Raw genomic sequence first — 14211 nt, 5'->3', positions numbered from 1 at the left:
GCAGAAAGATTTAGGAAACAACGTCAGCGCCGCGGTTGTTCCCCGGCGCTTCGAGCACCTTCACCACGTCATCAATGATCGCTTTGCTCATGTCCTGCAAATAATACGAAGCCCAGGCATGCCGGTCGGTTTCGCGATCCATCGCCGCATCCGAGGCGAGCATTTTGGCGACGTGGAGCAGGTTGGAGGCGTGAGTCAGGGCTTCGATCACAGGAACTCCGGCGTTGATGCGGAAGAGTGGTTCGTTGGCGTGGTAGGAAAACGGGGTGAGACCGATGGTTTTCAGGTCTTGGGGGATCGTCATTGTGCACCTCCGGTTTTTCGGCGGTGCTGAAGAATGACGGGCGAGGCGGTGGCGCAAGCTTTGAACCGATCTAAGGCAGGCATTAGCAAAAACTCCTGAATCAAAAGTTTGAGCTACCACGTTCGTTCTCAGGCGAATGGGTGGCAGCTATGCGCGGGCTGAGAAACCGGAGATACAGGAATCCGGCAGACCCGAAGGTCTCCCACGCACAGCCGCCATTACACGGGGATGCAGACACAAAAAAACGCCGGCAATCGTGATTTGGGGCGCTTGTGCGCCTGTATCTTACTTGGGTTCTCAGGCCCGGTCGCTGAATTGGCAGCGACGGCTTGAAGGTAGACGTCGGGCAGGGGATGCGCAATCGTGGCCAAGTGGTGGTTGTGTTACTGGATCTTGCTCTCCTCATCCGCCAGTGAATACACACTACCCAGCCCCAAGAATCATTACACCACGTAACTAATGAAGTACCCGCCCCCACCTTTATCCCCCTGACCCAACCCCCTACATTCTTCTCCAACGCCTACCCATCATCCCGAAGGGCAGGCCACTGGAGACTTCCTCATGCCTTTCGTAAGCGTGCGCATCACCCGCGATGGCGTTACCTCCGAGCAGAAAGCTCAGGTGATTGCCGAAATCACTGCAACCCTGCAGCGCGTTCTCAACAAGGACCCGCACCTGACCCACATCGTGATCGAGGAAGTCGACACCGATAACTGGGGTTACGCCGGGGTGACCACCACTCAGTACCGAAAACAACTGGCCGACGCGCAGGGCAAGTCATGACTGCGTCCGTCGCTATCGACTTCATCTCCGACGTGGTCTGCCCGTGGTGCGCGTTGGGCGCGACGGCGTTGGAGCAAGCGATCGAAAACGTGGCTGGCGAAGTTGCGGTGCAGTTGACCTACAAGCCGTTCGAGTTGAACCCGGACATGCCGGCCGAAGGTGAACACGCGGTCCAGCACTTGATGCGCAAGTACGGGCGCACTGCCGAAGACGTCGCGGCCGGCAAAGCGCTGCAGATCGCTCGCGGCGAGGCCATCGGTTTCAAGTTCGACTTGGAGAAACGCAGCCACTTCTACAACACCTTTGATGCCCATCGGTTGCTGTTATGGGCATTGCAGGAAGGACGGCAAGTTGCACTCAAGCGAGCCTTGATGCGCGCTTACTTCAGCGACGGCCAAAACCCGAGTGATCGCGAAACACTGGTTCGACTGGCGGCAGAAGTTGGACTGGATGCGCAAGCAGCGCGGGAAGTATTGGCGTCCGGCGCATTCGCCAGCGAAGTGCGTGAACTTGAAGTGTTTTACCGCCAACGCGGGATCAACTCGGTCCCGGCCATGGTGTTGAACGGTCGTCACTTGGTATCCGGTTCGCAGTCCGTCGAGTACTACGAACAGATGTTGCGGCAAATGGCGCAGGCGCCTGTTGAAGCCTGATCAATCTTCAAACCATCATTTATTAGTTGAGGTTCATCATGAGCAATTCGAGAAAAGTCATCGTTATCACTGGCGCGTCGCAAGGTCTGGGCGCAGGAATGGTCAAGGCATTCCGTGAACTGGATTACCAGGTGGTCGCCACCTCGCGTTCAATCAAACCGTCTACCGACCCGGACATTCACACCGTAGCCGGCGACATCGGCGACCCGGCCGTCGCCCAGCGCGTAATCCGCGAAGCCATCGAGCGCTTCGGCCGCGTCGACACACTCGTCAACAACGCCGGAATCTTCGTCGCCAAACCGTTCACTGCATACACCCAGGAAGACTACGCCGCCGTGCTGTCGGTGAACTTGAATGGCTTCTTCTACATCACCCAACTTGCAATTGCCGAGATGGAAAAACAGGCCAGCGGGCATGTCGTCAACATCACCACTAGTCTGGTGGACCACGCGATTGATGGCGTGCCGTCGGTGTTGGCTTCGTTGACCAAGGGTGGACTTAATGCGGCGACCAAGTCCCTTGCGATTGAATACGCCAAGCGTGGGATTCGGGTGAATGCGGTTTCCCCAGGCATCATCAAAACACCGATGCATGGTGAAGAAACACACGCCGCGTTGGGCGCACTGCACCCGGTTGGGCATATGGGGGAAGTGCACGATATTACCCAGGCGATTGTGTATCTCGACAGCGCAAAATTTGTCACCGGGGAGATTTTGCATGTTGATGGCGGGCAGAGTGCGGGGCACTGAGGCCTGATTTACAGACGTCGGAAACAGCGAAGCCCTCGTAGGTCTACGAGGGCTTTGATTCGTATTGTGCTGGCACCAAAAGTCGCACCTGGAATGAGAATAAATCGGCCCCTTTCATAGCGCGGTAAAATCCGAGCTATTGTTCCAGATGGGAGCAATTCGCTACTTATCGATGATAGGTGGACAGATGGAGCGATACAAAAATCTCGGCGGCGATTCGGGTGTCATCGCTTACGAGTTAGGACAGGGGGAAATTACTGTTCAATTCGCGGATGGGGCGTACAGAAATTATGTTTACGATTCGATCAAGCCCGGTGCCGCAACTGTGGTCGAACTGCGACGCTTGGCAGTGGCAGGAAGTGGTTTAAATAGCTACATCACACGCGTTGTGAGGGCGAACTACTCCCGCAGATACTGAGGCGGAGCTCAAATTCAAGCTTCTTGTATTTCAAACCCCAGAAACAACAAAGCCCCTGCATTTCTGCAGGGGCTTCGTTTTGTATGGTGCCGGCACCAGGAGTCGAACCCGGGACCTACTGATTACAAGTCAGTTGCTCTACCAACTGAGCTATACCGGCGTGTTGGGCGACGATTATAGCGATTGGAATGCTTCTGTAAACCCCTGAATTCAGACTATTTTTGCGCGGGTGTCTGGTCAGGTGCGCAGGAGGGTTTTCTTGAGTTTGTGCAGGGCCTGCCAGGTGCGGCTATTTTGCATGGCGCGCAGCTGCGCTTCGGCGTGTTCGGCGCGTTGCAGCGCGGTGGCGAGTTGCTGGTCGGCGTCGCTCAACGGGTGGCTGAAAGCGTGGCCGCGGCACAGTTGAAAGTTGTCGAGGTTGCACGGTGGGATGTCGAAGGCGGGTTTGAGGTCGAGGTGTTCGTCGGCCAGAAACCAGGTGTTGATGCCGTCGAACAGGATCGCTTGGTAGCCGGCGTCGGTGACGAGGTGTTCCCAGGTGTGGTCGCGCGCCCATGGGGTTTCGATGAGGATGATCCACGGGCGCCAAGTGGCGAAGTCCATGCCGCGCAGGACGGTTTCTTCGTGGCCCTCGACGTCGATTTTGAGGAAGTGGATGGCGGGGTTTTGCGCGTATTGCTCGCAGATCGAGCTGAGCGTGCGGGCCTTGACCGTTTGGCGGTGCACGTCCATGCCCAGCGCGGTGCGTTCCTCGGCGGTGGCCGGGTCGACGGTGGAGAGGCCGGTGCCGGGTATGCCGAAGAGGGTGAGGTCGTCGGCGCTGTCGCTGGCCACGCATTGCAGGTTGGTGTCGTTGGGGCGTTGTTGGCGCAGGGCGTCGTAATAGGTTTGCATCGGTTCGACGTTGATGCCGGTCCAGCCGCGATCGTAGAAGGCTTTGGTGACCGAGTCGTGGCTGGGGTCGTTGGCGCCGATGTCGATGTAGAAGCCATTTTCGAACTGTTTGAGGGCGCGCCACAGGCGAATGTCTTCGAAATTCTGTGCGTAGGAAATGAAGGTCACAGTGGCGTCCTGTCGGTTATTCCTGGCTGCGCTGGTGGCACCCTTGGCGTCTTGTATAACAAGCGCGGATGCGTGGCGCAATTTTCCGCTGATCGTGTCCGGGAATCGGCGGTTATGTCGTTTTCATAGAGTGCTTATGCACAACGCGACAGTCGTTATGAGTGACGAGAGGCGTATTTGTGAACTCGTTCTCATTTGTTCGCAAATCCCTGTTTTTAGGGTTTTTTATTTATATGTACGAAAAATGAACAGTTCTGTTTCAGCCGCGAAACAGCGGATTTATTGGATCCACGATAATTTCATCAACAGAGTTATCCACAGGCTGGGCCTGTTAAGGACGTTCGGCTAGCAACAGGAAATTTCGCGGTGTGAGCGGGGTTTCGCAGAAGGTGCCAAGCCGAATGCGGTAACCCTGCTCGGCGAGAAAAAGTGCTCGATCCAGTACCAGCCATAGCTCCAGCGGGCGCCGGAAAAGGCCTCGCAGCAGCTCAAGATTGCGCACTTCGGCCAGTCGTTGCCAACCAGCGGCTTCGAGCGCGGGCCAATCTTGCGGGCCGATTGTGGATAACTGCTTCAACGCGGCCAAATGATGGCAGTAGTCGGCGAAGGATTTATCCAGCCAGGCGCTGGGTAACGACGGCGTTGGCAGGTATTCGTCAATGCCGCGCAGTTGACGTTGCAGCAGGTCGAAACCCAGGCGTCGGGCCATGGAGGTATCGCGTTGACGTCGGACGCGTGCCCCGGCGGTGACGGTTTCGCTCATCGGTAATGCGAGATCTTCGAGCGACAGCTGTAGGCCAGAGCGCGAGCCTGCCGAGGAAAGCGCCCCATACGCCGTCAGACTGATCCGGTTGTAACAGCAGGGCGCGATGGCCAGTTGCTTGCAGCCAGCGGCGCTGGCGAGCTGCATCAGCCGCACATGCAGATCGCCACACGCGTGCAGCGCCACCGGCGTGTGCTCGGCGGTCAATAGGGAAGCCGTTTCCGCCGCGAGCACATCTTGCTCGACGTGCAGCGCGCGCAATTGATGGCGCTGGCTGAGTGCCTGACCGCTCGCCACCAGCGCGGCGTCGTATTCCAGGCACGTCAGTTGCTGACCGGATTGCAGCAGGCGCCGCCCCAGATGTCCCTTGCCCGAACACCAATCCAGCCAATGGGTCGGCGATGCAGCGAACGACAGGCAACTGGAAAACGCCTCAATCTGCTGCCATTTGCGCCCCGGCACATCGACGTTCAATCGATGGCCAGCCGCTTCCAACGCATGAGTCGGGAATACGCCGACTGAACTCAACTCACGCGACAGCGCCGCCAATGAAGCAAACGGCTCCGGCGCATCCAGCAGACAAGGTTGGTTATGACTGGTTTCCGCGTCTTCCAGCGACCGACTGCGTAGCCAGGAAGACAACGAAGGGTAGGATGTTTCCCAAGGGAGCTGCAGATGGTTGAACGGTCGTGGTTTCCACAGCGCTTGATGCTCGATCAGGAAAGCATCCAGCGCGGTGAAGCGGGCGAGTAGGGCCTCGCCCGTCAGCACGTAGGAACAATCAGCGTCCTTGGCAGGCATCGACGCGCAGCCAGCGCTCCAGCAGCTTGAAGCCGCGCACTAGCACGTAAGCCATCACCAGGTAGAACATGCCGGCGGCGAAGAAGATCTCTACCGGCAGGTAGGTCCGGGCAATGATCGTGCGAGCCATGCCGGTCAGTTCCAGCAAGGTCACGGTGCTGGCCAAGGCGCTGGCCTTGAGCATCAGAATCACTTCGTTGCTGTAGGCCGGCAGGCCGATGCGCGCGGCGCGCGGCAGGATGATGTAGAACAGCGCTTTAGGTCTGGACATGCCCAGCGCCCGCGCGGCTTCGATTTCGCCCGGCGGAATTGCCTGGATCGCGCCGCGCAGAATCTCGGCGATGTAGGCGGCGGTGTGCAAGGTCATGGTCGCGGTGGCGCACCAGAACGGATCGCGCAGGTACGGCCACAGCGGGCTGTTACGTACGGCGTCGAACTGCGCCAGGCCGTAGTAGACGAGAAACAGCTGAACAAGCAACGGCGTGCCACGGAAAAAGAAGATGTACGCGTAGGGCAATGACCGCACGTACCAGCGCCGCGATGAGCGCGCGATGCCCAGCGGAATTGCCAGCAACAACCCGGCAATCACGGCGATGGCCACCAGCTCCAGCGTCAGCGTCGCGCCCTGGGCCAGTTTCGGCAGCCATTTGATGATGACTTCCCAGTTCATGAGTCGCTCCTCGCGAAGCCGCGCGCGGCGCGTCGTTCCAGAAAGTACATGGCGGTCATGGCCACAATGGTCAGGCCCAGGTACATCAGCGCGGCGACCATAAAGAAGGTGAACGGCTGCTTGGAAACCGTCACGCCGATTTGCGCGTGACGCATGATTTCTTCCAGGCCGATGACGGACACCAGCGCGGTGTCTTTCATCAGGATCATGAACAGGTTGCCCAGGCCGGGCAGGGCGATGCGCCACATCTGCGGCATGATCAGCTTGGTGAAGATGCGAAATTTCGACAGGCCAAGGGCCATGCCGGCTTCACGATGGCCTTTGGGGATCGCCAGAATCGCGCCGCGAAACACTTCCGTGGCGTAGGCGCCGAAGCACAGGCCCAGCGCGATCACGCCGGCGGCGAAGGCGTTGAGGGCGAGGTCGGGCGTGCCGAAAAACTCGCCCAGGGCACGCATCAAATTGACCGTGCCGAAGTAGATCAGCAGCACCCAGAGCAATTCCGGAATCCCGCGAACCAATGTCGAATACGTGCCGCCCAGCCATTGCAACGGCTTGAGCGGAGAGGTCTTGGCCAAGGCGCCGAGCAAACCGAGCACCAGCCCCAGGCACAGGGCCGAGAGGGCCAGTTTTACAGTCATCAGCGCGCCAGCGGCGAGCGCCGGGCCGAATCCGTAGAGGTCGATAATCATGGATTTCTTTTCAATCGCGGCAGGCAATGCCAAGGACGGGCGCCGTCAGCGAACGGCGCCCGTCAGGCAGGTCAGGATCAATAGATGCTGAACGGGAAGTACTTGTCGTTGATTTTTTTGTAGGTGCCGTCTTCGACGATTTCTTTCAGAGCAAGGTTAAGCCTCGCGCGAATCGTGTCGCCTTTTCGTACAGCGATCCCGATCTTGTCGCTTTCTTCCACCGGGTCGCCTTTGAATTCATAAGCGCGGCCGGCTTCGGTTTTCAGCCACTCATAGTTGGCGTATTTGTCAGCCAAGATGCCGTCCAGACGACCGGAAGTCAGGTCCAGGTAAGCGTTTTCCTGGTTGTCGTAGAGTTTGACTTCGACGTCCGGCATGTTGTCTTCCAGCCAGGTGCCGGAGAGAGTCGCCCGTTGGGTGCCGATCACTTTGCCTTTCAGGTATTCCTTGTCGGTTTTGAAGTCGACGTCTTTCTTGGCGATGAATTGCAGCTTGTTCGAGTAGTACGGGTCGGTGAAATCGACCGCTTGCTTGCGCTCGTCGGTGATCGACATCGAGGAGATCAGGAAGTCGAACTTCTTGGCGTTCAGGGCCGGGATGATGCCGTCCCAGTCGGAGGTGACCACGGTGCATTCGACTTTCATCTTGGCGCACAGGGCGTCGCCGATTTCTTTGTCGAAGCCGACGACATTGCCACTGGCATCTTTGTTGTTGAACGGCGGGTAGGCCGCTTCGATGCCCATCTTCAGGGTTTCGGCGGCGGCACCGGCGCTGAATGCCAGGGTGACGGCAGCCGCCAGGAAGATTCTTTTGTAGTTCTGCATGTGGGGAGCTCCGTTAGCGGTTGCTGGACATGAATTGTTTGCAGCGCGCCGAAAGCGGGTTGTCGAACACCTGCTGTGGCGATCCTTGCTCTTCTATAAGGCCTTGGTGAAGGAACACCACTTCGCTGGACACCTGACGGGCAAAGCCCATTTCGTGGGTGACGAGCAACATGGTGCGGCCTTCTTCGGCGAGCGCGCGGATGACATTAAGTACTTCCTGGACCATTTCCGGGTCAAGCGCGGAGGTGGGCTCGTCGAACAGGATAACCTTTGGCTGCATCGCCAAGGTGCGCGCGATCGCGGCACGTTGTTGCTGGCCGCCGGACAATTGCGCCGGGTAAGCGTGGCGCTTGTCGGCAATGCCCACCTTCGCCAGCAAGGCTTCAGCGACTTCGGTGGCCTCGGCTTTGCTCATGCCGAGCACGCGGCGCGGGGCTTCGATGATGTTGTCGAGCACGCTCATGTGCGGCCACAGATTAAAGTTTTGAAACACAAAACCAATCTCGCTGCGCAGGCGATTGATCTGTTTGCCGTCGGCGGCAACCAGTTCGCCGTTCTTCGCGGCCTTGAGCTTGAGTTCTTCGCCAGCAACCAGGATCTGCCCCTGATGCGGGTTTTCCAGCAGGTTGATGCAACGCAGGAACGTGGACTTGCCGGAACCGGAGGAACCCAGGATCGAGATCACGTCGCCGTCGCGGGCGGTCAGCGAGATGCCTTTGAGCACCTCAAGCTGTCCGTAGCGTTTGTGCAAGTTGCGGATTTCAAGCGCGGGCGTGGCCTCAGCCATGTGCGTTCCTCATAGTGTTTCGCTTCTGCTGCAGGCGGCATTCCTGACGAGGCGGCCAAGCTAGCATAGCGTTCGAATGGCAGCCAACAGCGCTTCGGGCGGTAAACGGATGGCGTGTGGCAGGTTGTCGCATTGGTGCAGCAGGCTGTCGCGCTGCTATCAACCGAACAGACGTTTGATCCTGCTCTCAATCACAAATGTCGTGGGCGTCGCGTAAAAAAAGGCGCGATGGTGCCAGCTTTGACGGGGTGTTGGAAGCGCTAACCGGACAAACGTTCATGTTCTGCACTTTTATTGTGCAACCCGCAATTTCCGAGTGCGTTTCTGGTGCGCTGAAACGTTCTACAAGTGAGTCGCAGGGTAACGCTCTGGCGAATTGCCATTAATCTCAATGACTTGCGATGACTGTGCGGTCATGCGGAGAGCCGCGGTTCTCGGGACTTCGTAACATTTTGGCGCAATTATTGCGTGCAGAATAAGGAACGCCCCGTTGGTTTCTTTTTACGAGAAAGAAATGCCAGACCTGGCGGACTGAATCGCTCTCCTTGCAAAGGTAGTTTCAATGAGCAGTACCCAAAGCTCCAATGGCCTCGAACAGGGGCTCAAACCGCGTCATGTGACCATGTTGTCGATCGCCGGGGTTATCGGCGCCGGGCTGTTTGTCGGCTCGGGTCATGCCATTGCCGCTGCCGGCCCAGCCGTGCTGCTGGCTTATGCCGCTGCCGGCGCTCTGGTGGTTCTGGTGATGCGCATGCTCGGCGAAATGGCCGTGGCGTCGCCGGATACTGGTTCCTTCTCGACGTATGCCGATCGCGCGATCGGGCACTGGGCCGGTTTCACTATCGGCTGGTTGTACTGGTGGTTCTGGGTGTTGGTGATTCCGCTGGAAGCCAACGCCGCCGCGACCATCCTGCATGCCTGGTTCCCCGACGTCGCAATCTGGGCCTTCACGCTGGTTATCACGTTGCTGCTGACCGTGACCAACCTGTTCAGCGTGAAGAACTACGGTGAGTTCGAATTCTGGTTCGCCCTGATCAAAGTCATCGCGATCATCGGTTTCATCGGCCTCGGCCTCGCAGCGATTTTCGGCTTCTTGCCGAACAGCCAGGTCAGCGGTGTTTCGCACTTGTTCGACACTCAAGGCTTCCTGCCAAACGGTATGGGCGCAGTGCTCGGCGCGATCCTGACCACCATGTTCTCGTTCATGGGCACCGAGATCGTGACCATCGCCGCCGCCGAATCGAAGAACCCTGGCAAGCAAATCTCCAAGGCCACCAACTCGGTGATCTGGCGGATCGGCTTGTTCTACCTCGTCTCGATCTTCATCGTGGTGGCGCTGGTGCCGTGGAATGATCCGGTATTGGCCGCGGTCGGTTCCTATCAGACCGTACTTGAGCGCATGGGCATCCCGAACGCCAAGTTGATCGTCGACATCGTCGTGTTGGTTGCCGTGACCAGCTGCCTGAACTCGGCGCTGTACACCGCTTCGCGCATGATGTTCTCCCTGGGCAAACGCGGTGACGCGCCGGCCGTTTCCCAGCGCACCAACAAAAGCGGCACGCCTTACTGGGCTGTCATTCTGTCCACCGGCGCGGCGTTCGTCGCGGTATTCGCCAACTACGTGGCCCCGGCCGCCGTGTTCGAATTCCTGCTGGCCAGCTCCGGCGCGATCGCGCTGCTGGTGTACCTGGTGATCGCTTTCTCGCAACTGCGTATGCGCAAAAAGCGCATGGAAAACGGCGAGAAAATCGAATTCCGCATGTGGCTGTTCCCGGGCCTGACCTACGCAGTGATCTTCTTCATCATCGCGGCCCTGACCATCATGCTGTTCCAGGAAGCCCACCGCGTGGAAATCCTCGCCACCGGTTTCCTCAGTTTGATGGTGGTTGCAGCCGGGTTGTTTGTGGCGCGTCGTCGCAAGCAGCAGAAGATTGGAGCGCCAGTGTTGGGGTGATTGGCACTGGGTAATGCAAAACGGCCGCCGTCAGTGATGACAGGCGGCCGTTTTTGTTTTCCTCGAAAGCTGGTTACTCAGCCTTCTCTTCCTCGGCATCCACCGTTGCGCGGTAGGTGTCGAGCGCAGTGCCGAAATCGGTGATGAATTGCGGATCGGTCAGCCAGGCCTGCGCGGCGTCGCGGTCCATGCCGTCGGCCCACATGCGGTAGTCGATCAGCATGTCGGCAGCCAGGTGGGTGGCGGCCATGGCTTCGTTGTCGGCGTTTTCCATGTCCAGCAGTTCGGGTTGGTCGCTGATGATGTCGGCAAGGTTCGACAGCAAGGTCACCAGCATTTCGTTGCGGCTGACGGCTTCGGCGTCGCGCATTTTGCTGAACATCGCCAGGGTGTATTCCGGGATCGGCTCGCCGATTTCGCCCAGTTCGTCACCCAGCTCGTTATCCAGTTCTTCGTCTTGCTCGACCGGCTTACGCCCGTGGATGTTGATCTGCTTGGCTTTGATTTTGGCGCGTTTGGCGCGTTTCTGCTGTTTGTTCAGGGAGGCCATGGGAACTCAGTTCTGTTGGTTTTGGTCTGCGATGGCTGCGGAGGCCGCCACGTAATCAGCCTGGAAGGCTGGGGATTCGATCCACGCCAGGGCGCTGGCTTCGTCGGCTTCGGTGGACCACTGACGGTATTCGAGCAGCGCGCCGATGATGAAGTCGGTTGCTGTTTCTTCACCTTCCTGCTCCAGCACCAAGGCCAGCAGCGGGTGTTCGAGGAACGCCGTGCACATGGCCTGTTGGCTGATTTTTGCGGCGTCGAGCATTTCTTTGAACAGCTCGGTCAGGTCCACCGATTCGAAGTCGATGCGATCATCGTTCGGGTCCAGCTCGACCGGTGCGGCCGCCCGTTGGCTGCGGTTCTGCTTGGCCTTGGCTTTGGCGCGGGTGGCGCGTTTTTGCTGCTTGTTGGCGGAGGCCATGGGCATTGTTCCGTATTTCGTTGAGAGGGCAGGTCACTCAACTGCGTGGCACTCGCCGCCCGGGAGTATCGGGGGCCAGTTCGCCGGTCTGCAGCCAGGACAGTGCAATGGGCCATAGTGTGGCTTGGTATCGGCTGCGAAAAAAGGCGAAATGTCCGACTTCTGCTTCGCCGATGTCTTTTGGCTCGATTCGCAGATGGGTGGTCGTGCTGCCCGAGAAGTAGCCGAGCAAGCGTTCGATGGCTGCAACGGTGCCGTATGGATCGTCGCTGATACTGATCGCCAGGATGTTCGCGGTGACGTTGGCGAACGGCAGTCGGCCGTTTTTAGCGAACATCTGGCGACCGCTGGGGCGCTTCTCGTAGCGTGCGGTCGGCGTGCTCCAATCGCGGACGACGCCCGCCGGTGTGTCCTCCAGCCAGCCAAGACGCTTGCCGGGGAAATAACCGCACAGCTTCGTCACCAGTGGCATGACCACGTGCCATTTGCCGAACATTCGCCAGCGCTGGGCCGGTGCATAGTCGCGCCAATAGGCGAACTGCGCGCCGACTGTCAGCAGACGCCGGATCAGCCGCCCCGAATCGGCCAAGCCCGCCGCACAGCCGCCGAAGCTATGCCCCACCACATCGATGGGCTGGCCGGGGAATTCGCGATGCGCCCGCCGCAGCACCGCTTCGAAATCCAGCGCGCCCCAATCCGACCAAGTCGCGTTGAGGGTTTTCAATGACGCAGGCCGAGACTCACCGATGCCCCGGTAGTCGAAAGTGATGACGTCGAAGCCATTGGCAAACAGGTAATCGGCGAAGCGTGAGTAGTGTCGGCAGCGAACAGACGTCGCGGCGTTGATAATCACCACCGGGCGGGCGGGGTCATGGCGGGTGTGGCGCCAAGTGAAACCACCGAGGATGTAGCCGTCGGGGGCGGGTTCGTTGAAGGGAGCTCCGGCGGTGCTCGGCCTCGTTTCAAATGTGGCGTCTGACAGCGAAGGCGTGTCCTGCAAATTCATCGGCGTAGACCTTTGCGGGTAGCTGCCAAAGATAGTCGTCGGGCCGGCAATGAACAATCCGTCGGAGTCGAGGCGACATGCATTACCGATGCTCACCGATGCGCATCAAGATTCATCCATACCCGATCCAACTCCCCCCGCAACTCCTCCACACTCGGCAACACCGCTCTGTACTTCCCGGCCAACACCTCTTCACTGCCCTCTTGCACCGAGTAACGCACCACCGACTCATCCTTCTGCGCGCAGAGAATGACGCCGACGGTCGGGCTGTCGTCCGCATCGCGTTTGAGGTCGTCGTAGATGCGCACAAGCCTGTCCATTTGGCCGATGGCTTGCTGGGTCAGTTCGCCGCGTCGCAGATCGCAGATGACGAAGCATTTGAGTCGGTAGTGGTAAAAAACCAGGTCGATGTAGAAGTCTTTGCTCAGGGAATTGATGGGTTGGTGGCTGGAAATGAACGCGAAGCCTTTGCCCGGCTGAAGCAGGAAAGCCTGGAGTTGGTCGAGCATGGCTTGTTCGAGCTCGGTTTCCCTGATGACGTCAGCATGGGGCAGGCCTAGGAATTCCAGCACGACCGAGTTACGGGCAAGGTCCAGAGGCGTCGCCTCCATCAGTTGAATGTTGGTGGCGGCTTCCTGTTTGACAGCGGTGCGGTCGCGGCTGGCGAGCAGGCGTTCGTAGTAGAGGGTGTTGATCTGGCGGTCGAGGGCGCGGCTCGACCAGTTCTGGATGGCGGATTCGTTCATGTACCAGTGGCGCGCGTTGATGTTGTCGATGCGCAGCAAGCGCCGATAGTGCGCCCAGCTGAGTTCGTGGCGCCAGGCCTCCCAGTTCGGGAATGCTTCAAAGAACAGGCGCATGTAGCGCAAGTTGGTCGCATCAAAGCCTTTGCCGAAATGGCTCGTCAGCGCCTTCGCCAGTGTCATCAGCAAATGTTTTCCATACACCGCTCGCGGTGCTGGCTGCTGCTCGAACTCGACGATATGCCGACCGATCTGCCAACAGGTTTGCACTTGAGTGCTATCGACCGCGCTGAGGATTTTCTGGCGTGCCTGGCGGGTCAGTTCGCCCAGATGACCGAGCAATGCCGCGATTTGTGGATCTTGCGTGTTGTCGGGGTTGGGGACGCTCATAAAGTCTTCCGCAGCTGGATTAACTGACGGAAAGCATGGCAATGAACGCCCTGTCGGCGATGCCGGGCAATGCGACAAATCCGGAAGGAAATTCCCACTGATGTTGCAGGAACCTGCCCACCGCGTCTGACGTTTGGAGAATACGGCGTGTAGTCCGATTCGCAGTGCAGCAAGTTTCACACAGCCTGAATCTGCGCAATGTAATCCCGATAGCGCCGAACACTGCTTTGTTGAAACCGCCTGTAACGCCGCCAGACGCGCTCGCCGGCCTATCGACGAGTGCGTTTGCGCTTTGGCTTCTGCGGCGCCGCTGCGACGATTCTGTGCAGCCAGAACGCCGCGCCACCCATTACCAGCAAACCGATCGCCTCAACGCTGTGCCAGACAATCAGAAACCAGTACATCTTCGGTTGTTGGGCCAATTTGTAGGTGACGTTTGGCGCGCGGCGGTTCATCTCGCTGATCGAGCCGTGAATCAGCCCGTCGATCACCGCATAAATCAGCAGCCCGGCAGAACAGGCGACCAGCAGGTACACAAGGTTCATCAGCCAGAAGACGATTCGGCTTTCGCGGTACGGCGTCGGATGGGGCAGGGGGACGCGGGTTTTCTTCTGGCTCATGAGGTTGGTTACCCTTTTCCGTAAG

At 58.8% G+C, this 14211-nt stretch carries 16 protein-coding genes and 1 tRNA gene; 4 read left to right on the top strand and 13 right to left on the bottom strand.

The window, feature by feature from the left end; translation table 11 throughout:
* Positions 1 to 10 precede the first annotated feature (10 nt).
* A complete protein-coding gene (locus BLU01_RS11185) occupies positions 11 to 304 on the bottom strand; it encodes a DUF3077 domain-containing protein (RefSeq protein ID WP_092274834.1) in 294 nt (97 codons plus the stop codon).
* A 561-nt stretch (positions 305 to 865) separates the two neighbouring features.
* On the opposite strand from BLU01_RS11185, the gene BLU01_RS11175 reads away from it, so the two are divergent.
* Genes BLU01_RS11175 through BLU01_RS11165 form a run of 3 tightly spaced genes read left to right on the top strand, consistent with a single transcriptional unit; the run spans position 866 to position 2489 of the window.
* The gene (locus tag BLU01_RS11175) at positions 866 to 1087 is read left to right on the top strand and encodes a tautomerase family protein (RefSeq protein ID WP_092274828.1); all 222 of its coding nucleotides are present in this window, start codon (positions 866 to 868) and stop codon (positions 1085 to 1087) included.
* The gene (locus BLU01_RS11170; protein WP_092274825.1) at positions 1084 to 1740 is read left to right on the top strand and encodes a DsbA family oxidoreductase; all 657 of its coding nucleotides are present in this window, start codon (positions 1084 to 1086) and stop codon (positions 1738 to 1740) included. The genes BLU01_RS11175 and BLU01_RS11170 overlap by 4 nt, the downstream gene beginning before the upstream one ends.
* 38 nt (positions 1741 to 1778) lie before the next feature.
* Positions 1779 to 2489, top strand: a complete 711-nt coding sequence (locus BLU01_RS11165; RefSeq protein ID WP_092274822.1) for an SDR family NAD(P)-dependent oxidoreductase — start codon at positions 1779 to 1781, stop codon at positions 2487 to 2489.
* Between the two features lie 502 nt (positions 2490 to 2991).
* On the opposite strand, the gene BLU01_RS11155 is transcribed toward BLU01_RS11165, so the two are convergent.
* The 7 genes from BLU01_RS11155 to BLU01_RS11125 form a co-directional block, all read right to left on the bottom strand.
* Positions 2992 to 3067, bottom strand: a tRNA-Thr gene (locus BLU01_RS11155).
* A 77-nt stretch (positions 3068 to 3144) separates the two neighbouring features.
* Positions 3145 to 3969, bottom strand: a complete 825-nt coding sequence (locus BLU01_RS11150) for an FkbM family methyltransferase (RefSeq protein WP_092274816.1) — start codon at positions 3967 to 3969, stop codon at positions 3145 to 3147.
* A gap of 331 nt (positions 3970 to 4300) precedes the next feature.
* Positions 4301 to 5533 carry a methyltransferase gene (locus BLU01_RS11145; RefSeq protein WP_092274813.1) on the bottom strand — a complete coding sequence of 411 codons (1233 nt, stop codon included), beginning with the start codon at positions 5531 to 5533 and terminating at the stop codon, positions 4301 to 4303.
* Positions 5514 to 6203, bottom strand: a complete 690-nt coding sequence (locus tag BLU01_RS11140) for an ABC transporter permease (RefSeq protein WP_092274810.1) — start codon at positions 6201 to 6203, stop codon at positions 5514 to 5516. The genes BLU01_RS11145 and BLU01_RS11140 overlap by 20 nt, the downstream gene beginning before the upstream one ends.
* Positions 6200 to 6895 (bottom strand): ABC transporter permease, encoded by a 696-nt coding sequence (locus BLU01_RS11135; protein ID WP_092274807.1) that lies wholly within the window; start codon positions 6893 to 6895, stop codon positions 6200 to 6202. The genes BLU01_RS11140 and BLU01_RS11135 overlap by 4 nt, the downstream gene beginning before the upstream one ends.
* Positions 6896 to 6972: 77 nt before the next feature.
* Entirely contained in the window at positions 6973 to 7719 is a 747-nt protein-coding gene (locus BLU01_RS11130) for an ABC transporter substrate-binding protein (RefSeq protein ID WP_092274804.1), read from the bottom strand.
* Between the two features lie 13 nt (positions 7720 to 7732).
* Positions 7733 to 8506, bottom strand: coding sequence for an ABC transporter ATP-binding protein (locus tag BLU01_RS11125; RefSeq protein ID WP_092274801.1), 774 nt, complete (start codon positions 8504 to 8506; stop codon positions 7733 to 7735).
* Between the two features lie 562 nt (positions 8507 to 9068).
* Between BLU01_RS11125 and gabP the strand changes: the two genes are divergently transcribed.
* Positions 9069 to 10460, top strand: a complete 1392-nt coding sequence (gene gabP, locus BLU01_RS11120) for a GABA permease (protein WP_092274798.1) — start codon at positions 9069 to 9071, stop codon at positions 10458 to 10460.
* Positions 10461 to 10533: 73 nt separating this feature from the next.
* On the opposite strand, the gene BLU01_RS11115 is transcribed toward gabP, so the two are convergent.
* From BLU01_RS11115 to BLU01_RS11095, 5 genes are all read right to left on the bottom strand, one after another.
* Positions 10534 to 11010, bottom strand: a complete 477-nt coding sequence (locus tag BLU01_RS11115; RefSeq protein ID WP_092274795.1) for a hypothetical protein — start codon at positions 11008 to 11010, stop codon at positions 10534 to 10536.
* Positions 11011 to 11016: 6 nt separating this feature from the next.
* Positions 11017 to 11427, bottom strand: coding sequence for a hypothetical protein (locus BLU01_RS11110; RefSeq protein WP_092274792.1), 411 nt, complete (start codon positions 11425 to 11427; stop codon positions 11017 to 11019).
* Between the two features lie 37 nt (positions 11428 to 11464).
* Complete coding sequence (locus BLU01_RS11105; protein ID WP_092274789.1) at positions 11465 to 12433, bottom strand: alpha/beta hydrolase family protein; 969 nt, start codon at positions 12431 to 12433, stop codon at positions 11465 to 11467.
* Positions 12434 to 12525: 92 nt separating this feature from the next.
* Positions 12526 to 13566, bottom strand: coding sequence for a PDDEXK nuclease domain-containing protein (locus tag BLU01_RS11100; RefSeq protein WP_092274786.1), 1041 nt, complete (start codon positions 13564 to 13566; stop codon positions 12526 to 12528).
* Between the two features lie 269 nt (positions 13567 to 13835).
* A complete protein-coding gene (locus BLU01_RS11095; RefSeq protein ID WP_092274783.1) occupies positions 13836 to 14186 on the bottom strand; it encodes a hypothetical protein in 351 nt (116 codons plus the stop codon).
* Between the last annotated feature and the right edge of the window lie 25 nt (positions 14187 to 14211).

Origin of the sequence: Pseudomonas prosekii (assembly GCF_900105155.1) — a bacterium.
Lineage (GTDB): Bacteria > Pseudomonadota > Gammaproteobacteria > Pseudomonadales > Pseudomonadaceae > Aquipseudomonas > Aquipseudomonas prosekii.
This window is presented reverse-complemented; position numbering and strand designations above follow the sequence as displayed.